The sequence below is a fragment of the Paracoccus mutanolyticus genome (genome assembly GCF_003285265.1).
GTDB classification, from domain to species: domain Bacteria; phylum Pseudomonadota; class Alphaproteobacteria; order Rhodobacterales; family Rhodobacteraceae; genus Paracoccus; species Paracoccus yeei.
This window is the reverse complement of record NZ_CP030239.1, coordinates 2,504,585-2,525,229: the sequence shown is the minus strand read 5'-3', so window position 1 is coordinate 2,525,229 and position 20,645 is coordinate 2,504,585. Positions and strand designations below refer to the sequence as shown.

The 20,645-nt window shown below is 68.1% G+C and carries 17 protein-coding genes and 7 pseudogenes; 11 read left to right on the top strand and 13 right to left on the bottom strand.

Features of this window, described 5'->3' with window-relative positions:
- The first annotated feature begins 119 nt into the window (after positions 1-119).
- Positions 120-795: pseudogene (locus DPM13_RS13670) on the top strand (HAD-IA family hydrolase).
- 15 nt (positions 796-810) lie between these two features.
- Here the strand turns inward: DPM13_RS13670 and bfr are convergent.
- The gene (gene bfr / locus DPM13_RS13665) at positions 811-1,296 is read right to left on the bottom strand and encodes a bacterioferritin (protein WP_112888212.1); all 486 of its coding nucleotides are present in this window, start codon (positions 1,294-1,296) and stop codon (positions 811-813) included.
- Entirely contained in the window at positions 1,244-1,534 is a 291-nt protein-coding gene (locus DPM13_RS13660; protein WP_112888211.1) for a (2Fe-2S)-binding protein, read from the bottom strand. Before DPM13_RS13660 ends, bfr begins: the two co-directional genes overlap by 53 nt.
- A gap of 118 nt (positions 1,535-1,652) precedes the next feature.
- Between DPM13_RS13660 and queA the strand changes: the two genes are divergently transcribed.
- The 6 genes and pseudogenes from queA (at position 1,653) to DPM13_RS27195 (ending at position 6,016) form a co-directional block, all read left to right on the top strand.
- Positions 1,653-2,699 (top strand): tRNA preQ1(34) S-adenosylmethionine ribosyltransferase-isomerase QueA, encoded by a 1,047-nt coding sequence (gene queA, locus DPM13_RS13655; protein ID WP_112888776.1) that lies wholly within the window; start codon positions 1,653-1,655, stop codon positions 2,697-2,699.
- A gap of 12 nt (positions 2,700-2,711) precedes the next feature.
- Positions 2,712-3,953, top strand: a complete 1,242-nt coding sequence (locus DPM13_RS13650; protein WP_028718284.1) for an MFS transporter — start codon at positions 2,712-2,714, stop codon at positions 3,951-3,953.
- Positions 3,954-4,017: 64 nt separating this feature from the next.
- Entirely contained in the window at positions 4,018-4,665 is a 648-nt protein-coding gene (locus DPM13_RS13645; protein WP_317616318.1) for a DUF924 family protein, read from the top strand.
- A complete protein-coding gene (locus tag DPM13_RS27205) occupies positions 4,638-5,471 on the top strand; it encodes an FAD-dependent oxidoreductase (protein WP_397244573.1) in 834 nt (277 codons plus the stop codon). Before DPM13_RS13645 ends, DPM13_RS27205 begins: the two co-directional genes overlap by 28 nt.
- Positions 5,422-5,778: pseudogene (locus DPM13_RS27200) on the top strand (FAD-dependent oxidoreductase); the annotation flags it as partial. The gene DPM13_RS27205 and the pseudogene DPM13_RS27200, both read left to right, overlap by 50 nt.
- A 61-nt stretch (positions 5,779-5,839) precedes the next feature.
- On the top strand, positions 5,840-6,016 hold the full coding sequence (locus tag DPM13_RS27195; RefSeq protein ID WP_397244570.1) for a hypothetical protein: 177 nt from the start codon (positions 5,840-5,842) through the stop codon (positions 6,014-6,016).
- Between the two features lie 86 nt (positions 6,017-6,102).
- On the opposite strand, the gene DPM13_RS13635 is transcribed toward DPM13_RS27195, so the two are convergent.
- From DPM13_RS13635 to DPM13_RS13615, 6 genes and pseudogenes are all read right to left on the bottom strand, one after another.
- The gene (locus DPM13_RS13635) at positions 6,103-7,272 is read right to left on the bottom strand and encodes a M20 aminoacylase family protein (RefSeq protein WP_112888210.1); all 1,170 of its coding nucleotides are present in this window, start codon (positions 7,270-7,272) and stop codon (positions 6,103-6,105) included.
- Positions 7,273-7,459: 187 nt separating this feature from the next.
- On the bottom strand, positions 7,460-8,794 hold the full coding sequence (locus tag DPM13_RS13630) for an NAD(P)/FAD-dependent oxidoreductase (protein WP_112888209.1): 1,335 nt from the start codon (positions 8,792-8,794) through the stop codon (positions 7,460-7,462).
- A gap of 171 nt (positions 8,795-8,965) precedes the next feature.
- On the bottom strand, positions 8,966-9,187 hold the full coding sequence (locus DPM13_RS26145) for a hypothetical protein (RefSeq protein ID WP_317616317.1): 222 nt from the start codon (positions 9,185-9,187) through the stop codon (positions 8,966-8,968).
- A 31-nt stretch (positions 9,188-9,218) separates the two neighbouring features.
- Positions 9,219-9,599, bottom strand: coding sequence for a hypothetical protein (locus DPM13_RS26140; RefSeq protein WP_317616316.1), 381 nt, complete (start codon positions 9,597-9,599; stop codon positions 9,219-9,221).
- Positions 9,596-9,808 (bottom strand): DUF2842 domain-containing protein, encoded by a 213-nt coding sequence (locus tag DPM13_RS13620; RefSeq protein ID WP_028718290.1) that lies wholly within the window; start codon positions 9,806-9,808, stop codon positions 9,596-9,598. Before DPM13_RS13620 ends, DPM13_RS26140 begins: the two co-directional genes overlap by 4 nt.
- Positions 9,808-11,089 (bottom strand): annotated as a pseudogene (locus DPM13_RS13615) (adenylosuccinate synthase). The gene DPM13_RS13620 and the pseudogene DPM13_RS13615 overlap by 1 nt, the downstream one beginning before the upstream one ends.
- Before the next feature lie 186 nt (positions 11,090-11,275).
- On the opposite strand from DPM13_RS13615, the gene DPM13_RS13610 reads away from it, so the two are divergent.
- From DPM13_RS13610 to DPM13_RS13600, 3 genes and pseudogenes are all read left to right on the top strand, one after another.
- The gene (locus DPM13_RS13610; RefSeq protein ID WP_112888208.1) at positions 11,276-12,091 is read left to right on the top strand and encodes a cyclase family protein; all 816 of its coding nucleotides are present in this window, start codon (positions 11,276-11,278) and stop codon (positions 12,089-12,091) included.
- A 13-nt stretch (positions 12,092-12,104) separates the two neighbouring features.
- A pseudogene (locus DPM13_RS13605) lies at positions 12,105-12,489 on the top strand (carboxymuconolactone decarboxylase family protein).
- Positions 12,490-12,613: 124 nt separating this feature from the next.
- Positions 12,614-12,832 carry a hypothetical protein gene (locus DPM13_RS13600; protein ID WP_080622013.1) on the top strand — a complete coding sequence of 73 codons (219 nt, stop codon included), beginning with the start codon at positions 12,614-12,616 and terminating at the stop codon, positions 12,830-12,832.
- A gap of 250 nt (positions 12,833-13,082) precedes the next feature.
- On the opposite strand, the gene DPM13_RS13595 is transcribed toward DPM13_RS13600, so the two are convergent.
- From DPM13_RS13595 to recA, 4 genes and pseudogenes are all read right to left on the bottom strand, one after another.
- Positions 13,083-13,877, bottom strand: a complete 795-nt coding sequence (locus tag DPM13_RS13595) for a class II glutamine amidotransferase (protein ID WP_028718295.1) — start codon at positions 13,875-13,877, stop codon at positions 13,083-13,085.
- 67 nt (positions 13,878-13,944) lie between these two features.
- On the bottom strand, positions 13,945-14,235 hold the full coding sequence (locus DPM13_RS13590) for a DUF1330 domain-containing protein (protein ID WP_112888207.1): 291 nt from the start codon (positions 14,233-14,235) through the stop codon (positions 13,945-13,947).
- Positions 14,232-16,887 (bottom strand): annotated as a pseudogene (gene alaS, locus DPM13_RS27190) (alanine--tRNA ligase). The gene DPM13_RS13590 and the pseudogene alaS overlap by 4 nt, the downstream one beginning before the upstream one ends.
- Before the next feature lie 207 nt (positions 16,888-17,094).
- Positions 17,095-18,152, bottom strand: a pseudogene (gene recA / locus DPM13_RS13580) (recombinase RecA); the annotation flags it as partial.
- Between the two features lie 242 nt (positions 18,153-18,394).
- Between recA and DPM13_RS13575 the strand changes: the two are divergent.
- The gene (locus tag DPM13_RS13575; RefSeq protein WP_112888775.1) at positions 18,395-18,970 is read left to right on the top strand and encodes a sulfotransferase family 2 domain-containing protein; all 576 of its coding nucleotides are present in this window, start codon (positions 18,395-18,397) and stop codon (positions 18,968-18,970) included.
- Here the strand turns inward: DPM13_RS13575 and DPM13_RS13570 are convergent.
- Positions 18,955-20,455 (bottom strand): annotated as a pseudogene (locus DPM13_RS13570) (ATP-binding protein); the annotation flags it as partial. The gene DPM13_RS13575 and the pseudogene DPM13_RS13570 overlap by 16 nt on opposite strands.
- Positions 20,456-20,645 lie beyond the last annotated feature (190 nt).

The following is a 20,645-nucleotide window of genomic DNA, read 5'->3' as shown; positions in this document are numbered from 1 at the left end:
GCGGGATCTGGGTCATGCCGGCCTCTTGTCTGTTTTATCTGTCACGCCCGCGTTCTACCTAGGGGGCGGGACCGGGGAAAGGCCCGGCGAGATCAAACATTCTGACGGAAGGTTACAGCATGGCGGGAACGGTGGTCTTTGATCTGGACGGGACGCTGGCCGATACCTCGGGCGACCTGATCGCGGCGGCCAACGCCTGTTTCCTGGCCGGGGCCTGGCGATGCTGCATCCGGTCGACGACGGCTGATCGCCTTTCACGGCGGCCGGGCCATGCTGCGCGCGGGATACGGCCGCGTGGGCGCCGACACCCTGATGCCCCCCGGCGCCGAGGAGGAGGATTACCCCCGGCTGCTGGATTTCTATGGCGAGGCCGCCGCCGTCCACACCAGGCTTTATCCCGGTGCGCTGGAGGCGCTGGATGCTCTGGCCCGGGACGGGCACCGGCTGTCGGTCTGCACGAACAAGCCGATCCGCGTGGCCGAGATCCTGCTGGACGAACTGGGCATCCGCGACCGCTTTGCCTGCGTCGTGGGTGCGGGCACGCTGCCGGTCAGCAAGCCCGATCCCCGTCCCTATCAGGCCGCGGTCGAGGGCGCGGGGGGCGCGGTCGCGCGATCCTTCCTGGTGGGCGACACGGAAACGGACCGCAAGACCGCCTCGGCCGCCGGCGTCAAGGTCGCGCTGGTCGCCTTCGGTCCCGAAGGCGAGGCGCTGACCCGTCTGGCGCCCGAGGCGCTGCTGGCCCATTTCGACGACCTGCCGGCGCTGGCGCGCGACTGGCTGGGGGCCGCCTGAGAGGCCCCCGCGCGATCACTCGGCCTGGTCGGCGGGCTTGGCGTTCAGCTGGCCATAGTTCTGGGCGCCGATTTCCTCGTACAGGTCCAGCTGGGTTTCGAGGAAGTCGATATGGCCTTCCTCGTCTTTGATCAGTTCCTCGAACAGGACCTTGCTGACGTAATCCTTGACCGATTCGCAGTAATCCCGCGCCTCGATATACAGGGTGCGGGCGTCGTGTTCGGCGGCCAGATCCGATTCCAGCGTTTCCCGAAGCGTCTGGCCAATGCGCAGCGGATCGAGCTTTTGCAGATTCGGATGGCCTTCCAGGAAGATGATTCGCTGGATCAGCCGGTCGGCGTGGTGCATTTCCTCGATCGACTCGGCCCGGGACTTGTCGGCGATGCGGCCATAGCCCCAGTCCTCTTGCAGGCGGTAATGCAGCCAGTACTGGCTGACCGCGGTCAGTTCAGACCGCAGCGCTGCGTTGAGATACTCGATGACCTTTTCGTCGCCCTTCATGGCTTACCCCTGTGCGGTTGGCTCTGAGCCCTCGAAGGATCGGGGGCACCGCCAGATTATCGCAACGGCGCATGGTGTCCAGAAACAAGGGCATACAGCCGCCGCAATCGGCGCGCTTGCCCAGGGCGTGATAAATCTTGCCAGGGGTGATGATCGTTTCGGGGTCGGCGGCACGCATCCAGTCCACCGCGGCGCGGATGTCGTGGTCCGAAATATGGGTGCAGTGACAGATGATCATCGGCCTACCTCTAGCGTGCCCATAACCTAGCAATTTTATCGGACATGTAAAGATGACTTTTTTGCTAGACCATCCGGGCCAGCTTGACCCCGTTGCGCGGCGGGGCCAGAACCCGGCCATGACGCTGGATGATTTCGACTTCGACCTGCCCGAGGGGCTGATCGCGACGCGGCCCGCCAGGCCCCGGTCGTCCGCGCGGCTGCTGGCGGCGACGGGCGACAGCCTGCGCGACCTGCATGTGCGCGACCTGCCCGAGCTGCTGGGGCCGGGCGACCTGCTGGTCCTGAACGACACGCGGGTGATCCCTGCCCGGCTGACCGGCACCCGCAGCCGCGCCACGTCGCAGGGCGAGGCCGTGGCCCGCGTCGAGATCACCCTGCTGGAGCCCGTGGCAGACGGCTGGAAGGCGCTGGCCAAGCCCCTGCGCAAGTTGAAGCCGGGCGAGGTCATCCGCTTTGGCGACGCGCTTTCCGCCGAGGTCGCCGGGATCGGGGATGGCGCGCTGGTCCTGCGCTTCGACGCCACGGGCGACGCCTTCGACGCGGCGCTGGCGCAGGTCGGCGCGATGCCCCTGCCCCCCTATATCGCCGCCCTGCGCGCCCCGGACGAGGCCGACCGGCAGGACTATCAGACCGTCTGGGCGCGTCGCTCGGGCGCGGTGGCGGCACCGACCGCCAGCCTGCATTTCGACGAACCGCTGCTGGCGGCGCTGCGCGCGCGCGGCGTGCGCTTTGCCCATGTCACGCTGCATGTCGGCGCGGGCACCTTCCTGCCCGTCAAGGTCAAGGACGTGACCACCCACAAGATGCACGGCGAATGGGGCGAGGTCACGCCCGAGGCCGCCGCCGCCATCAACGAAACCCGCGCCGCCGGCGGCCGGGTGATCCCGGTGGGCACCACCGCCCTGCGCCTGATCGAATCGGCCGCCACCCCGGATGGCCGGGTCCAGCCGTTCCGGGGCGTGACCGAGATCTTCATCTATCCCGGCTATCGCTTTCGGGTGACGGACGGGCTGATGACCAATTTCCACCTGCCCAAATCGACGCTGCTGATGCTGGTTTCGGCGCTGATGGGCCAGGACCGCATCCGCGCCCTCTATCGCCACGCCGTGGAATCGGGCTATCGCTTCTTCAGCTACGGCGACGCCTCGCTGCTTGTACCATAAAGGACGCCCTTCATGCTGACCGTGCTGCGCACGACCTGGCCGCTGCTTCTGGGTATCCTGCTGCTGATGGTCGGCAATGGGATGCAGGGCACGCTGCTGGGCATCCGGGGCAGCATCGAGGGAATTTCGACGACCCAGATGTCGGTCGTGATGGCGTCCTATTTCGGCGGCTTCCTGCTCGGCTCGCGCATGGTGCCGGACATGATCCAGAAGGTCGGCCATGTCCGCGTCTTTGCCGCCCTCGCCTCGACCATTTCGGCGGTGCTGGTGCTTTACGCGGTCGTCCCCCGGTGGGAGATCTGGGCCATCGAGCGCCTGATCATCGGCTTCTGCTTTTCGGGCGTCTACATCACCTCGGAAAGCTGGCTGAACGCCAGCGCCACCAACGAGACGCGGGGCCAGGCGCTGTCGGCCTACATGATCGTGCAGATGCTGGGCATTATCGGCGCGCAGATCCTGATGAACACGGCCGATCCGGCGGGCTACCTGCTGTTCATCATCCCCTCGGTCCTGGTCAGCTTCGCCTTCCTGCCGATCCTGCTGTCGGCCCAGCCCGCGCCGCAGTTCTCGACCATCCAGAGGATGAGCTTCGCCACCCTGTTCCGCGTCTCGCCCCTGGGATGCGTGGGCATCTTCCTGATGGGCGGGGTGTTTTCGGCGATCTTCGGCATGGCCTCGGTCTGGGGTTCGGCGCGTGGGCTTTCGGTCACCGAAATCTCGGCCTTCGTGGCGGCCATCTACATCGGCGGGCTGGTGCTGCAATATCCTGTCGGCTGGCTGTCGGACCATGGCGACCGGCGCGTGATCGTGCTGGCCCTTGCGGTCCTGGGCACGCTGGCCTGCCTTGCCACGCTGATGCTGCAGCCGGATATCTGGGGGCTGCTTCTGACCGCGGCCATCATCGGGGGCGTGGCGAACCCGGTCTATTCGCTGCTGCTGGCCTATACCAACGACTTCCTCGATGCCAAGGACATGGCGGCCGCCTCGGCGGGGCTTTTGTTCATCAACGGCGTCGGCGCCATCACCGGCCCGCTGATCACCGGCTGGCTGATGGAGACGCTGGGCCCGGACGGGTTCTGGGCCTATATCGGCGCGCTGCTTCTGGTGCTGGCGCTGTACACCGGCTGGCGCCGCACCCGCCGCCCGACTCCTGTCCAGGACCAGAGCTTTGCGGTCATCGCCCCCTCGGCCACGCCGCTGGCGGTCGAGGCGGCGCTGGAAACCGCGGGCTCGGACGAGCTGCGCACCGACTGAGCATCGGGCCTTGCGGCGGCCTGCCCGCTCTGCGACCATCCCCTGAAACCAGGGAGAGGCGCCCATGACCACCGTCACACCGGCCGAGATCAACCGCTTCTGGATCGAGGAGGTCGGCCCGAAGGGCTGGTACGAACGCTCGGACGCACTGGACCAGCAGATCCGCGACCGCTTCCGCGCCGCCTGGGACGATGCGGCGGTACTAGCCCCCGCCTGGGCCGGGGACCCCGAAGGGGCGCTGGCGGCGCTGATCCTGACCGACCAGTTCCCGCGCAACATGTTCCGCGACGATCCCCGCGCCTTCGCCACCGACGAGCTGGCCCGTCGCCTGGCGGACGAGGCCATCGCGGCGGGGTTCGACCTGCGCATCGACCCGCCGGCGCGGCAGTTCTTCTACCTGCCCTTCGAGCACAGCGAAAACCTTGAGGATCAGGATCGCGCGGTCGAGCTGTTCGCCGAATTCATGCCGGGCGAAAACCTGCGCCACGCCCAGATCCATCGCGACACCATCGCCCGCTTCGGCCGCTTTCCCTGGCGCAATGCCGCCTTGGGACGCAGCCCCACACCGGCGGAATCTCCGGAAGTTCGGTGCCGGAGGCTACGGCGCCTCCCGAGATCACGAAGTCGTTGCCGTAGCTGGGATAAATGGTTTAACGCTCAACTATCTTTTCAGAGGGGGATTCCATGGCGCAGAACTTCGACATGGTGGTGATCGGTTCCGGCCCGGGCGGCTATGTCTGCGCCATTCGCGGGGCCCAACTGGGCCTGAAAGTCGCCTGTATCGAGCGCGAGCACCTGGGCGGCATCTGCCTGAACTGGGGCTGCATCCCGACCAAGGCGCTGCTGCGCTCGGCCGAGGTGTTCCACCTGATGCACCGCGCCAAGGAATTCGGCCTTTCGGCCGGCCAGATCGGCTATGACCTGGGTGCGGTCGTCCAACGCTCGCGCGGCGTGGCCAAGCAACTCGCGGGCGGCGTCGGCCACCTGCTGAAGAAGAACAAGGTCACCGTCATCATGGGCGAAGCCACGCTGACCGCCCCCGGCAAGATCAGCGTGAAGACCGACAAGGGCGCCGAGGAAATCACCGGCAAGGCCATCGTGCTGGCCACCGGCGCCCGCGCCCGCAACCTGCCGGGGCTGGAAGCCGACGGCGACCTGGTCTGGAACTACAAGCACGCGCTGCAGCCACCGCGCATGCCCAAGAAGCTGCTGGTCATCGGCTCGGGCGCCATCGGCATCGAATTCGCCAGCTTCTTCAACACGCTGGGCGCCGATACCACCGTGGTCGAGGTCATGGACCGCGTGCTGCCGGTCGAGGATGCCGAGATCTCGGCGCTGGCGAAGAAGCAATCGAACAGCAGCAGAAGATCATCGAAAAGGCCGCGGTCAAGAAACGGACCGCGCCTCCGGCAAGGTCACCGCCCATATCGAAAAGGACGGCAAGACCGAGACGCAGGAGTTCGACACGGTGATCTCGGCCGTCGGCATCGTCGGCAACGTGGAAAACCTCGGCCTTGAAAAGCTGGGCGCCAAGATCGACCGCACCCATGTCGTGACCGACGAATATTGCCGCACCGGCGTCGAGGGACTCTATGCCATCGGCGACGTGGCGGGCGCCCCTTGGCTTGCCCACAAGGCCAGCCACGAAGGCGTCATGGTGGCCGAGCTGATCGCCGGCCAGCATCCGCATCCGATCAAGCCGAACTCGATCCCGGGCTGCACCTATTGCAACCCGCAGGTCGCCAGCGTCGGCCTGACCGAGGAGAAGGCCAAGGCCGCGGGTTACGAGATCAAGGTCGGCCGCTTCGCCTCATCGGCAACGGCAAGGCACGCGCTGCCGGCCCTGGGGCTGACCAAGACCGTCTTCGACGCCAAGACCGGCGAGCATGCTGGGCGCAATGGTCGGCGCCGAGGTCACCGAACTGATCCAGGGCTATGTCGTCGGCCGCACGCTGGAAACCACCGAGGCCGAGCTGATGGAGACGGTCTTCCCGCACCCGACCCTGTCGGAAATGATGCACGAATCCGTGCTTTCGGCCTATGGCCGCGCCATCCACTTCTAGGCAAGACCAAGGGGGCCCGCGCGGCCCCCTTCAGCAATCACCGTTTTTCAAATACCCATATTCCGACGCCGCCGCCGGGCCGGCGCTCAGGCGGAAACCGGCATCCGCGCCTCGACCATGCCGGCATACCAGCTTGCGCCCGCCGGGATCGCATTGTCGTCGAAATCGTATTCCGGCGAATGGACCATGGCGGTGTCGCCGTTGCCGACAAAGATATAGGCGCCCGGCCGTTCGTTCAGCATATAGCTGAAATCCTCGCCCGCCATCAGGGGCAGCATGTCCATGTTCACAGAACCGGCCACCTGCCGGGCCACCTCCGCCGCGAAACCAGTGGCTTGCGGGTCGTTCATGGTGACGGGATAGCCGCGCTCGTAATGCACCTCGGCCCGGGCGCCCAGCGCCGCGGCGGTGTTTTCCGCGACCCGCGCGATGGCGGCCTCGATCTCGTCGCGCACTTCGGGATCAAGGCTGCGGGCGGTGCCGCGCAGGGTCACCACCTGCGGGATGACGTTGTGGGCGGTGGAATCCGTCTCGACCACGCAGACCGAGACCACGCCGCTTTTCAGCGGATCGACGTTGCGCGACACAACGGACTGTAGCGCAACAATAATCTGCGCCGCAACCAATGTCGTGTCGATGCATTCATGCGGCTTGGCCGCGTGGCCGCCCTTGCCCGTCACCACGATGTCGAACTGGTCGGCGGCGGCCATCATGGCGCCTTCGCGGATCGCGAACGTGCCGACCGGATAGCCGGGCATGTTGTGCATGCCATAGAATTCCTGAATGCCCCAACGCTCGACCAGCCCGTCCTGGACCATGGCCAGGCCGCCGCCGCCACCCTCCTCGGCGGGCTGGAAGATGACCACGGCGGTGCCGTCGAAATTGCGCGTCTCGGACAGGTATTTCGCGGCGCCCAGCAGCATGGCGGTGTGGCCGTCGTGCCCGCAGGCGTGCATGACCCCCGGATTTTTCGAGGCATAGGCGCGCCCCGTCCGTTCCCGGATGGGCAGCGCGTCCATGTCCGCGCGCAGGCCCACGACCCGGCCGCTGCGGTCGGTCCGACCCCGGATCACGCCCACGACGCCGGTGCGGCCGATGCCCTCGACCACCTCGTCGCAGCCGAAGTCGCGCAGCAGCGCGGCGACGCGGGCGGCGGTGCGATGCACCTCGTACAGCAGTTCCGGGTTCTCGTGGAAATCCCGGCGCCAGGCGGCGATCTCGGGCAGCAGTTCGGCGAAGCGGTTCTTGACGGGCATGGGACACTCTCCTTCGCGGGCAGGTTAGCCCTTTCGCGGGGCGCCGCAAGCCCGCGCAACGGCAGCGCGCGTTGCGCCGGTGCACCGGCCCCCGGGACAGGCACGAAAACTCAAGGATCGCCGGGGTTTTGGCCGTGCAGCCCGTGCACGGCGCGTACACCGGGCGTACACCGCCCATGCACCGCGATCAGATGGACGGCCCCAGTTCGACCCGCGACCCGTCCGAAAAGCGCGAGAACCGGAACCGGCGCAGTTCATGCTGCGGCGCCCGGCCCAGGATCGCTTTCACGATGGCGCACCGCTCGATGCCGAAGCCGTGGTCCTGAACTACCCGCGCGATGTGGAATCCCGGCATCAGGGTTTCGTCCAGCACCGGCACCTGGTCGGGCGTCACGTCGATCATCCCCGCCCAGGCGCGGGCGATCGCGGGCCGGCCGAGCGCGGGGAATGCCGCAGCGAAATCGTCGCGCAGCGTTTGGATCCGGCCCAGGTTCGGGGCCGGGTCAAGGACACGCATCGCCTCGAAGGGCGAGGCTGCGTCTGCCGCCCAGCGGCGCGGCGTCCCCCAGGCATCGGGATAGTGGCGCGGCGCCGCGGGCGCGAGGCGGGTGTGGCGCATGTCGCGGCGGATCTGCGGCAGAAAGGCCCCCAGGTTCCGGAATGCGTCGGGCCCGACCCAGAAATCATGGCCGATGCCCGGCGCCAGCGTATAGCCGCCATCCGCCCGACGGCGAAAGGCAAAGCCGGAATCGGCGGCGTTGCCGGCGTGGAACTCCGGCATCGGCGGCGTCGCAGCGACCGTCGCGCGCACCGCAAGCTGCGGAAAGCCCAGCCCCGCATGGCGCGCCAGAAGCGAGGACCAGGCGCCCCCGGCCAGCAGCACCTGCGGCGCAGCGATGGGCCCTTTTTCGGTGACCACCCCCGAAACCCGGCCGGCGGCGGTCTCGACGGCGCGCACGGCGCAGGATTCGTGCAGGCTCGCGCCCGCCTCGGCGGCAAGGCCCGCGATGGCGGGAACGGCGGTCCAGGGCTCGGCCCGCGCATCGCTGGCAGTGTGAAGTCCGCCGACCCAGCCGGCGGCACTGGGCAGCAGGGCATCCAGTTCCGCCCGCGACAGCATCCGCGTGTCCAAGCCATGGGCGCGGGCATGGGGCAGCCAGCTTTCGAAATTGGCCAGATCCGCCGGGCCATTGGCCAGATAGGTGGTCCCGGTCCGGCGCAGCCCCACCGCCTCGCCCAAGCGCTGCTGAAGCCCGTCCCACAGGCGCAGGGCATGGATCATCACCGGCAGCTCCGCCGGATCCCGGCCCTGCTGGCGCACCCAGCCCCAGTTGCGCGAGCTTTGCTCGCCCGCGATGCGGCCCTTTTCGCACAGGACGACCCGGCGCCCGGCCTCGGCCAGGTAAAGCGCCGTCGCGACGCCGGCGATGCCGCCGCCGATCACGACGACATCGGCTTGCGCCGGCGGATCGGCGGCAAAGCGCATGGGGGTCGCAAGGGAAATCGGTCCGCCGGTCTGCATGCCCAAGGCTTAATTCGGCGCAAGGCGCGCCACAAGCGGTCTCGGCAACCGGACTTGTGCAAATGCAGGGTTTCCTTGTTGTTCAAATACCCAAACCGGCTGTTTCGCAAAAGCGACGCCGGTGGTCTTGGCCAGCAGTGCCGAATGGGTATTTGAACAACAAGGAAACCTTCAAAGCGCCCGCGCCAGGTCGGCCAGATGCGCGCGCGGCAGGATCAGCAGCGTGGGTCCCTGGATCTGCAGGTGCAGGGGGCCGGTAGCGCGGTTCGAGGTGCCGACGCGACCGTCCGGGGCAAGGTCGAGCCCGTCGATGGGCCATTCCAGACCCTGCGAGCGCCCGCGCGCCGGTCCCATCGGGAACAGCGAGACGCGGGTGCCGGGCGGCAGATCCAAGGCGATTTCGGGCGGGGCCAGGGCGATGGCGTCATCGCCCGCCAGCAGGATGCAGGGCGGCCCCAGGCGGCGCGCCAGCGTCGAGAGCGCGGCCAGAAAATGATCCTGGCGCGCGCCGGAAATGCCCAGGCCGAACCAGGGGCGCGTCGATCCGGGACAGGCATTTCGAAATCCGTGCTGTCCGGTTGGCGATGCGGTGCAGGTTTTCGGCCGGGATGGCGGCGCGGGCCGCCTGACAGGCTGTCGAATCGCCCCCGACGGCGGCGGGGGTCAGGCCCCGGGCCAGGGCCTGGTCGGCGCCGCCGTCCGCCGCGGCCACGGTGGGCGCCAGCGCCAGCGCTTGGGCCAGGTCGTCCGGCCCGAGCGGCCCGCCACCGATCAGGGTGACGGGCTGGCGGCTTTGCAGGATCATTCGCCCTTGCCGATGCCGCGGAAGATGCGGCGGAACGGGAAGGCCCAGAGCACGCCCAGGCCCACATAGACCGCGAATTCGGCCAGGATCGGCAGGCGTCCGAAGCGGGCGTCCAGCCAGTTCATCAGCGTCACCGCCACCACGATGTAAAGCGGCAGGCCGATCAGCAGCACCACCAGCGACCAGCGTTTGCGCGCCTTGAGGTCCATCAGTCGGCGAAGGGGTCGGTGACGAGGATGGTGTCGTCGCGCTCGGGCGAGGTCGAAAGCAGCGCCACGGGGCACTGGATCAGCTCCTCGATGCGGCGGACGTATTTGATCGCCTCGGCCGGCAGGTCGGCCCAGCTGCGCGCGCCTTGCGTCGATTGTTGCCAGCCCGGCATCTCCTCGTAGACCGGGGTCACCTTGGCCTGCAGGGCGGCGGCGGTGGGCAGGTGGTCGAAATGCTGGCCGTCGATTTCGTAGCCCGTGCAGATCTTCAGCGTCTTGAACCCGTCCAGCACGTCGAGCTTGGTCAGCGCGATGCCATCCACGCCGGAAATCGCGCAGGTCTGACGCACCAGCACCGCGTCGAACCAGCCGCAGCGGCGCTTGCGGCCGGTGACCGTGCCGAATTCATGGCCGCGCTCGCCCAGGCGCTGGCCGTCCTCATCCTCGAGCTCGCTCGGGAAGGGACCGGAGCCGACGCGGGTGGTATAGGCCTTGACGATGCCCAGCACGAAGCCGATGGCCGAGGGGCCCATGCCGGTGCCGGTCGCGGCCATGCCCGACATGGTGGTCGAGGAGGTCACGTAAGGATAGGTCCGGTCCTTCTCGGCAGTCGAGCCCGCCGCGCTCTCCGCGGTCACGCTCGGCCTGCTGGCACCAGACGCGCAGACTGTCGGGAGAGCAGCCAAGCTTCGGCGCGATCGCCTTGTAGGCCGCACTGTCGCTGGCGTAATCGGCCCGGTTCTGGCGGGCGCCCAGGCCCTCGCGCAGCGCATCGTGATGCGCGAGCAGCCGGTCGAGCCGGGCGTCCAGCGTCTCTTCGTCGCCGAGGTCGGCGACGCGGATGGTGCGGCGGCCGACCTTGTCCTCATACGCCGGGCCGATGCCGCGGCCGGTGGTGCCGATCTTGGAGGCCCCCGCCGCCTCTTCGCGCAGCTTGTCGAGGTCCTGGTGCAGCGGCAGGATCAGCGGCGTGTTTTCCGCGATCATCAGGTTTTCGGGGCTGATCTGCACGCCCTGGGCCGACAGCTTGTCGATTTCGGCAAACAGCGCCCAGGGGTCCAGCACGACGCCGTTGCCGATGACCGCCATCTTGCCCGCGCGCACGATGCCCGAGGGCAGGAGCGACAGCTTGTAGACTTGGTTGCCGATGACCAGCGTGTGGCCCGCGTTGTGCCCGCCCTGGAAGCGCGCGATCACGTCGGCGCGTTCGGACAGCCAGTCCACGATCTTGCCCTTGCCTTCGTCGCCCCATTGCGCGCCGACGACCACCACATTGGCCATTGTGCTTTCCTTCCGCGGTCATGAATGCCGAGCACGGTATAATGGCCAGGGCGCTGCGGGGAAAGCGCATTCCATGCCGCGCGGAAAATCGGCCTGCGGCCCGTGCGGAAATTCTTTGCCGCGGGCGCGGCAGTCGTGGGAACACTGGGGCGACCGGGGCGGTCCCGGCCGCAAGGGAGACAGACCATGTGCAATGCCTGCGTGATCGAAAGCGTCAAGCAAACCATGATGAGCCGGCGCAGCCTGTTCATGGGGGCGGCCGCCAGCGGCGCCGCCGCCATCGCGTCCAGCGCGCTGAGCGCCCGCCCGGCCCTGGCCGAGGCCAGGGGCAAGGTCCTGGACCTGACCTATGTGTTCGACGAAAAGTTCCCGACCTTCGACGGGGTGCCCGGCATCGCCTATGAGGAGGCGGTGAATTTCGACGCCTCGGGCTATCAGCTGTGGAAGATCACCGTCTTTGAGCACTCCGGCACCCATGTCGATGCGCCGCTGCATTTTTCCAAGGACGGCATGTCGGTGGCGGAACTGCCGCCGGAAAGCCTGATCTGCCCGCTTTGCGTCATCGACATCACCGCCAAGGCCCGCGACGACGCCAACGCGGCGCTGGAGGCCGAGGATGTCGAGGCCTGGGTCAGCGCCCATGGCGCGATCCCGGCGGGCGCCTGCGTCGCGATGCATTCCGGCTGGGGCGCGAAGGTCGCCACGCCCGCGTTCCGCAACACGCCGGACGGGGCATTCGCCTTTCCGGGCTTCGGCAAGTCGGCGACGGATCTGCTGGCGACGATGGATGTCGCGGCCATCGCCAGCGACACGCTGTCCCTGGACCCCGGCAACTCGGCCGATTTCGCGGTGCACAACTCCTGGCTGCCGGGCGGGCGCTACGGGATCGAGAACCTGGCCCATGTCGACCAGCTTCCGGCCAAGGGCGCGACGATCTTTGTCGGGGCACCCAAGCACGCGCGCGGCACCGGCGGCCCGGCCCGCGTGATGGCGCTGGTCTGATGCAACGGTCCCGCTGCTGTCCGACGAGGGGGCGCCCGCCGGAATCGCGGGCGGTCTTCGAAGCCATCCGCGCCGCACGGGGAACGGATTACGTCAACAATTTCTGGCGCGCGCTGGCGCATGATCCGGCGCTTCTGCGCGCGACATGGGAACGGCTTTCGGCGGTCATGGGGCCGGGCGCGCTGGACCCGCTGGTCAAGGAGATGGTCTATCTGGCGGTCTCGACGGCGAACGGCTGTTCCTATTGCGTCCATTCCCACACCGCCGCCGCCCGCGCCAAGGGCATGACCCCCGCGCAGCACGCCGAACTGCTGGCGGTGATCACCATGGCCAGCCAGACCAATGCGCTGGCCACCGCGCTTGCGGTGCCGGTGGATGCGCGGTTCATGGAGGACTGACGGAACGACAGGGAGCCGATGCCGCAACGCAGCATTGCAGTTTCGGCAGTAGCTACGGCAGCAAGGATGACTTATCTTGGCCTGCAGGGGAGGAAACCGTTCGCCAACACCGAAAGGGTTTCCAATGGCACTGCACACCAACGCCTATTCGTCCTGGCTGCCGGCCGCCTATGACGCCTTCTTTGCCAAGCTGGGCCAGGGTCTGAACGCCTATGTCGAGACGCGCTCGCGCCGGGCGGAGATCGCCGCGCTCGAGGCGAAATCGGACGAGGAACTGGCCCGCATGGGAATCGCGCGGGACCGTATCGTGCATTACGTCTTTCGCGACCTGGTCTGGATCTGACCGCCGGAGCAGGGGTGCGGCGATGGCCGCGCCCCTGTTTGCGCATCCGTGGTGGTGCGCCCTGCCCTTTCGGGCCCTGTCCGCAGTCTGATGGGCGCGAGTCTGATGGGCGCGCGGGGATGAAGCACCGCGCGGCGGCGCGAGCGGCGGGGCCGGATCGGGTATTTGGAAAACGGTGAATGCCGGGGTGCCGGAACCGGGTCGATCCCTGTCCGGCGTTTCGGGTCCGGCGTCCTTGCCGCCCGGCGCGTCAGGCGGCGGCGCGCAGGAGGTCGGGCTGGAAGGGGGCGATCGCGACCCTGGCCCCCTCGAAGACGCAGAAGCTTTGCGCCGGCACCTCGATCCAGTCGGCTTCGTCGCTTTCCAGGGGTTCCGAGACCACGGCGCGGCCGTTGCGGTTTTCCGACCAGCGGTGGAACAGTGTCGGCGCCTGGTCGTCGCTGGCGTAGCGCAGCGCATAGAGCCGCTGGCCGTCCGAGAAGGCGGCGGTCAGGCGGACATGCGGCGCCTCGCCTCGGTCGCGGGCCAGCGCCTGGAACCGGGCCGTAGCGCGGGCCATGGCGCCGGCCGGGTCGCTGTCCAGCCCCTCGCCCAGGGCCATCAGGAACAGCGCCTCGCTGTCGGTGGCGCCCTTGCGGTGGGCGTAATAGTCGTCGGGGATCAGCGCCTCGGCATGGCGGCGGTAGCGGTCGTAGCCGCCGAACTGGCCGTTGTGCATGAAGCTCCAGCGGCCGACGACGAAGGGATGGCAGTTGTTGCGGCTGGTCGCGGTCCCCGTCGAGGCCCGCACATGCGCCAGGAACAGGTGCGATTTCAGCGTCGCGGTCAGGCTTTTCAGATTGCTGTCGGACCAGGCCGGCATGATGTCGCGGTAAAGGCCCGGCTCGGCCCGCTCCCCGTACCAGGCGAGGCCGAAGCCGTCGGCATTGACCGGCGTCAGGCACCGCTGCGCGTCGTGGCTTTGCCGGACCAGCGAATGGCCGGGCCGGCAGATCACATCCTCAAGAAAGATCGGACTGCCGATATAGGCTGCCCAGCGACACATTTCCTGCCCCCGTTTTCACGCTTTTCCAAGGGCTAGCATGGAAAGGCCGGAGAATCACCAAAAACCCTCAGGCGGGGTTTTCCTCGACGATCACAAGGTCGCGCTCTGCCGCATTCCGGGCATGGTCCAGCGCCGCCTGGTATTCGGGCGAGTTGTAGCAGGCCACCGCATCCTCGACGCTGGGAAAGCGGGCGACGACATTGCGGGCGCGGTCGGCGCCTTCAAGCTGCACATAGCGCGAGCCGCGCGCCAGGAAGACCCCGCGATGGGCGGCGATGGCCGGACCGGCGAGCCTGGCGTATTCGCCATAGGCATCCGGGTCGGTGACGGTCACATGGGCAATCCAGAGCGCGGTCATGCCTTCTCTCCGATCAGGGTTTCGACGGCGGCGATGGCCTGGTCGGCCTGCGCCAGGCTGGGGGCGCCGCCCTGGGCACGGTCGGGGCGGCCGCCGCCGCCCTTGCCGCCCAGTGCCGCGGTCGCGGCCTGAACCAGGTCCACGGCGCTGACGCGCGCGGTCAGGTCCGGGGTGACGCCGGCGGCGACGGTGGCCTTGCCCTCGGCCTCGGCCAGCACCACGACGGCACCCGAACCCAGCCTGGCCTTCATCTCATCCACCAGCGGGCCGAGTTCCTTGCCGGAAACGCCGTCGACGCGACGGGCGATCAGCTTGATGCCGTTGATCTCCTTGGGCGCGTCCTCGGCGCCCCCGCCCATGGCGAGCTGGCGCTTGAGCTGGGCGACCTCGTTGGCCAGCGCCTTGCGTTCCTCGGCCAAGGCGCGGACCTTGTTCACCACGTCGCCCGATTGCGCCTTGAGGATACCGGCGATTTCGGAAAGCTCGGCGTCCACGCGGCGCAATTCGTCCATCGCGGCCTGGCCGGTAAGCGCCTCGATCCGGCGGATGCCGGCGGCCGAGGCGGTTTCGGTGGTCAGGGCGAACATGCCGATGTCGCCGGTGCGCCCGACATGGGTGCCGCCGCAGAGTTCCAGCGAATAGGTGCGGCCCTCGTTGCCCTTGCCCGAGCCGTCCAGCTCGCCCATGGACACGACGCGCACCTCGTCGCCGTATTTCTCGCCGAACAGCGCCTGGGCGCCCAGGGCGCGGGCGTCGTCGGGGGTCATGATCCGGGTTTCGACCGGGCTGTTCTGGCGGATGAAATCGTTCACCTCGCGTTCGACCTGGGCGATTTCCTCGGGCGTCAGCGCCTTGCCGTGGCTGAAGTCGAAGCGCAGCCGGTCGGGCGCGTTCAGGCTGCCGCGCTGCGCGACGTGATCGCCGAGCGCGCGCCGCAGCGCCTCGTGCAGCAGGTGCGTGGCCGAGTGGTTGGCGCGGATCGCGCTGCGGCGGTCGTGATCGACCGAGAGCTGCGCGCCCTGGCCGCGGCTGATCGTGCCCAGCGTCACCTCGGCCACATGGATGAAGACGCCATTGGCTTTCTTGGTGTCGGTGACGCGCGCCGCGCCGGTTTCGGTCTTGATGAGCCCGGTGTCGCCGATCTGGCCGCCGGATTCACCGTAGAAGGGCGTCTGGTTGACGACGATCTGGACCGGCTGGCCCTCGGACGCGGTTTCGACCGCGGCGCCGTCCTGCACCAGGGCCAGGATCTGGCCCTCGGCCTCCTCGGTGTCGTAGCCCAGGAATTCGGTGGCCCCGTGCTGTTCGGCCAGGTCGAACCAGATCGCGGCGTCCTTGGTCTCGCCCGAGCCGGCCCAGGCAGCGCGGGCCTTGGCCTTCTGCTCGGCCATGGCGGCGTCGAAGCCGCGGTATCGACGCTGCGGCCCTTTTCGCGCAGCGCGTCCTGGGTCAGGTCCAGCGGGAAGCCGTAGGTGTCGTAAAGCTTGAAGGCCGCCTCGCCGGGCAGGTCGGCGCCTTCGGGCAGGCGCGACAGTTCGTCATCCAGCAGGCGCAGGCCGCGGTCGAGCGTCTGCTTGAAGCGCGTCTCCTCGAGCCGCAGCGTCTCCTCGATCAGGGGCTGGGCGCGGCCGAGTTCGGGATAGGCGGCGCCCATCTGGCGCACCAGCGCCGGCACCAGGCGGTGCATGACCGGGTCCTTGGCGCCCAGCATATGCGCGTGGCGCATGGCGCGGCGCATGATCCGGCGCAACACATAGCCGCGCCCTTCGTTGCTGGGCATCACCCCGTCCGCGATCAGGAAGCTGGTCGAGCGCAGGTGGTCGGCGATGACGCGGTGATGCACCTTGCCCGGGCCGTCCGGGTCGGCGCTGGTCGCATGGGCGCTGGCCTCGATCAGCGACCGCATCAGGTCGGTGTCGTAATTGTCGTGCTTGCCCTGCAAGAGCGCGCCGATCCGTTCCAGCCCCATGCCGGTGTCGATCGACTGCATGTCGAGCGCGTCGCATCTGCCGGCTCGATTATCAGGCGTTGCTCCGAAAACGTGGTATCCAGATCTCGATGAGCGGGCGCGGAACTCATCGGCCAGCCGGGCGGGCCGCCCCAGATCTGGTCGCCGTGGTCGTAGAAGATCTCGGTGCAGGGGCCGCAGGGGCCGGTCGGGCCCATCTGCCAGAAGTTGTCGCTGGTCGGGATGCGGATGATGCGGTCGTCCGTCAGGCCCGCGACCTTCTTCCAGATATCCGCGGCCTCGTCGTCGGTGTGATAGACGGTGACCAGCAGCTTGTCCTTGGGGATGCCGAAATCCTTGGTCAGCAATTCCCAGGCATAGGGGATGGCCTGGCTTTTGAAATAATCGCCAAAGCTGAAATTCCCCAGCATTTCGAAGAAGGTATGGTGCCGGGCGGTGTAGCCCACATTGTCCAGGTCGTTGTGCTTGCCGCCGGCGCGCACGCATTTCTGCGCGGTGGTGGCGCGGTTGTAGTCGCGCTTCTCGACCCCGGTGAACAGATTCTTGAACTGCACCATGCCCGAGTTGGTGAACATCAGGGTCGGGTCGTTTCGCGGCACCAGGGGGCTGGATTCGACGACCCGGTGGCCGTTGCGTTCGAAAAAGCTCAGGAAGGTCGAGCGGATATCATTCAAGCTGGGCATGTCATAGCCTTCATCGCAAAGCGTCTGGTCCGGCCGGCGCCGGTTTGCCGCCCGGTCTAGCCCCAGGCCGGACCTCTGTCCAGCAATCCCGGACCTCCCCACCGGCGGCCGGGGGTCTTTCCTGCGCCGACGCGGCCCCCGGACATGGGAAATGCGCGGGGAGGCCCCGCGCATCCTGTCCGGCCAAGGCCTCGGATCACTCCTGGTCAGGCTGTCGTCGCTGTCCTCGGTCGCGCCGAAATCCAGGCCGTGGCTGGCGCGGATCTTGTCCTCGATGGCGAAGGACACCTCGGGATGGTCGCGCAGATACTGCTTGGCGTTCTCGCGGCCCTGGCCGATGCGTTCGTCGCCATAGGAATACCAGCTGCCCGATTTCTCGACCACCCCGGCCTTGATGCCCAGGTCGATCAGTTCGCCGACCTTGGAGATCCCCTCGCCATACATGATGTCGAACTCGACCTGGCGGAAGGGCGGCGCCACCTTGTTCTTGACCACCTTGACGCGGGTGGCGTTGCCGACCACCTCGTCGCGGTCCTTGATCGCGCCGGTGCGGCGGATGTCGAGCCGGACCGAGGCGTAGAACTTCAGCGCGTTGCCCCCAGTCGTGGTTTCCGGGTTGCCGAACATCACGCCGATCTTCATGCGGATCTGGTTGATGAAGATCACCATGCAGTTCGACCGGCCGATGCTGGCGGTCAGCTTGCGCATCGCCTGGCTCATCAGACGGGCCTGGCTGCCCATCTGCATGTCGCCCATGTCGCCCTCGATCTCGGACTTGGGCGTCAGCGCCGCGACCGAGTCGACCACCACCAGGTTCACCGCGCCCGAGCGCACCAGCGTGTCGACGATCTCCAGCGCCTGTTCGCCCGTGTCGGGCTGGCTGATCAGGAGTTCGTCCAGGTTCACGCCCAGCTTCTTGGCGTATTGCGGATCCAGCGCGTGTTCGGCGTCGACGAAGGCGCAGACGCCGCCCTTCTTCTGATCCTCGGCCACCACATGCAGCGTCAGCGTGGCTTGCCCGAGCTTTCCGGGCCGAAGATCTCGATGATGCGGCCCTTGGGCAGGCCGCCGATCCCCAATGCGATGTCGAGCCCCAGCGAGCCGGTCGAGGTCGCCTCGATCTCGGCCACGGGATTGTCGGCCCCCAGCTTCATGATGGAGCCCTTGCCGAACTGCCGCTCGATCTGTGCGAGCGCGCTGTCCAGCGCCTTTTGCTTGTCTGCCGAGCGCTTGTCGTTCATGTCGAAAAGAGTTGCCCCTGCCATGCCGTCCTCATGCTTATCACACACCCCGAAGGCCGGGGCAATCTGTGCCCGCCCGCGACGATGTTCACGGGTTGTTCCTATTTGGGCGCTTTTGCATCAAATTGCAAGATCGCCCGCGATTCGCGGCCCCGCGCCGGCCCCGCTTTCCCAGCATCCGCCGCAGGGGTTAAGAAACGGTTTACAGCCCTGCGCCGGGGGTTTATCCCCATGCCGCTTGCGACGACGGACGGATGGCCTGCTGCATGTTGATTTTCTGGGAAAAGCGCCTGGTGTTCCTGGCCACGCCCAAGGCGGGCTCGACCGCGATCGAGGCCGCGCTCGAAGCCCTGGCCAACGTGGCCGTGCAGCGGCCCGCGGCCCTCAAGCATACGAACCTTGCCCATTACCGCGGCCATATCGAGCCCTGGCTGCAGGCAATGGCGGGCGAGGGCTTCACCACCGTCGCCCTGATGCGCGAACCGATCGACTGGCTGCGCAGCTGGTACCGCTTTCGGCTGCGCGACGACATGGACGACCCGGACCACGCCATGACCGGGGTCAGCTTTGCCGATTTCGCCCAGGCCTATGCCGGTCACGAGGACCGGGAGATCGGGTCGCAGTCGGGCTTTCTGACCCGGGACGGGGACCGGGTGGACCGCATCTTCCGCTATGAGGACATCGAGGCCTTCACGCATTTCCTCGAGGACCGGCTGGACTGCGCGATCAGCCTGCCGCGGGTGAACGTGCCGCCCGCGGTCGACGTCTCGCTGGACGAGCCGCAAGAGACGCGGCTGCGCCGGGTCATGGAGCGCGACGTGGCGCTTTACGATTCGCTCTGACCACCCGCCGGGACCGGCCCCATCTCCAGCTGGCGGCTGACCAGCGCCGTCAGGTCCGACAGCGAGAAGGGCTTGGGCAGGAAGGCCGAATGCGGCACCGACGGGCGGCCGTCGGCAAAGACATCCTCGGCATAGCCCGACATGAAGATGACGCGGGTCTGCGGCCGGTCGCGCAGCGCGGTCCTGACCCAGGCCGGCCCGTCCATGCCCGGCATCACGACATCGGTGACGAAGACGTCGACGTTCAGGCGCTGGTCGGACAGCAGCGCCAGGGCGTCCTCGGCGCAGGCGGCCTCGAGCACGTTGAAGCCCTGCAGCTTCAGCGCGCGGCTGGCGAAGGCGCGGACCGGGGCCTCGTCCTCGACCAGCAGGACGGTGGCCTCGACATCGCGGCGCGGGCGCTTGGCGGGGCGGGGCTTTTCCGGTTCCGGCGCCTCGGCCGCGTCGCGGTCATGGGCCGGGAAGAACAGCGAAAAGGTGCTGCCCTCGCCCAGGGTGCTGTCGCAAAAGATATAGCCCCCGGTCTGCTTGACGATGCCATAGGCGGTGGACAGGCCAAGTCCGGTCCCCTCGCCCGTGCGCTTGGTGGTGTAGAAGGGCTCGAAGATCTTGGCCAGGTCCTCGGCCGGGATGCCGCAGCCGCGGTCGCGAACCTGGACGCGGACGTAATCCCCCGCCGGCAGGGTGGCGCGCCCGATCTCGGTCGCGCCGTCCAGGCGCAGGTTGTCGGTGCTGACCGTGATGTCGCCGCCGCCGGGCATGGCGTCGCGCGCGTTCACCACCAGGTTCATGATGACCTGTTCCAGCTGCCGGCGATCTGCGCGGATCATGCGCAGCTGCGGATCGTGGTCGAAGGTCAGCACGATCCGTTCCCCCACCAGGCGGTTCAGCAGGTGGGTCAGGTCCGACAGCGTGTCGCGCAGGTCCATGATCTGGGGCTTGAGCGTCTGCTTGCGCGAAAACGCCAGCAACTGCCGCACCAGCGCCGCCGCGCGGTTGGCGTTCTGGCTGATCTGGTCCAGGTCGGCGTAATCGGGGTCGGCCTTGTCGTGGCGCAGCATCAGAAGGCGCATGCCCGGTGATCGCCGTCAGCAGGTTGTTGAAATCATGCGCGATGCCGCCGGCAAGCTGGCCGATGGCCTGCATCTTCTGGCTTTGGACGAATTGCGCCTCGAGCGTTTTCAGCGCGCTTGCGTCGGACAGGACGGCGGTGACGTAATCGCCCGCGCCATGCGACAGGCTGATCTGGACGAAGCGGTCCGGGCCGCCGGCCTTCAGGTGGACGACCTCGGCGCCGCCGATGGTACGGCCGGCGCAGACATCCGCCACCCAGTCGCCGATCTCGCGGCCGAGCCCGTCGAACAGGGCAGAAAGCGACTGGCCGGGCAGGTCCGCGCCCAGAAGCTCGCGCGCGGCCAGGTTCGCGCGCAGGATCGTGGCGGCGGCGTCCAGCGTCAGCAGTGCCACCGGCAGGCTGTCGAAATCGTCTCGGCCCGGAGGCGGCGGGGCAGAAAACGCCGGCGCGGGCTGGCGCTCGCCCTGCCAGTGCTGCACCTCCGAGCCCGGCGCCCGCGTCACCATGAAGCTGCCCGTGTCCCCCAGCTCGGCGCTTGTGCGGCCGTTCCGCGCCAGGGCGATGCACAGGTCCTGCCAGGCCGAGCGCGGCTCGGCCCGG